This window comes from Komagataeibacter kakiaceti JCM 25156, from assembly GCF_000613305.1.
In genome coordinates, this window is sequence record NZ_BAIO01000908.1 from 1 (window position 1) to 540 (window position 540).

The window sequence follows — 540 nt, forward strand, 5'->3', positions numbered from 1 at the left end:
CCGGACTCCTGCCCGCCGATATGCAACTGGCCGTGGCGCGGCAGGAAAGCGGGTTTGACGCCAGCGTGGTCAGCCCGGCGCATGCCGTGGGTCTCATGCAGATGATGGTGCCCACGGCGCGCGAGGTGGCGCGCAAGCTCGGCCTTACGGATACGCATGTCAGCGCCGCCAGCCTGACCGACCCGCAACTGAACATGCGGCTGGGCGCGGCCTATCTGTCCGATATCGCGCAGCGGCTGGGCAATGTCATCCCGTATATGGCCGCCGCCTATAACGCCGGGCCGCACCGAGCCGACAGCTGGCTGCTGACACTGGGCAACCCCGCGCGCGACACCCCCGCACCCGACGCCATGCTGGACTGGATCGAGAGCATTCCCTTTGGGGAGACGCGCAACTACGTTGAAAGGGTGGAGGAGAACATGGCCATTTATCAGGCGACTGATCCGGCGCTGGAGCAGAACTGATGGCGATGTCCCTGCCCGCCTCATCGCCAGCTTCTGCGGCGCGGGCTTCGCGCCCGCGCGCCGGCACCGTGGGGTC

Annotated in this window: 1 protein-coding gene; it reads left to right on the plus strand. The window is 67.6% G+C overall.

Annotated features, from left to right (window positions below; all coding sequences use genetic code 11):
* Window positions 1-464 (plus strand): lytic transglycosylase domain-containing protein (locus JCM25156_RS26745; RefSeq protein ID WP_034961859.1); only part of this gene is annotated, 464 nt, incomplete at its 5' end.
* Window positions 465-540 lie beyond the last annotated feature (76 nt).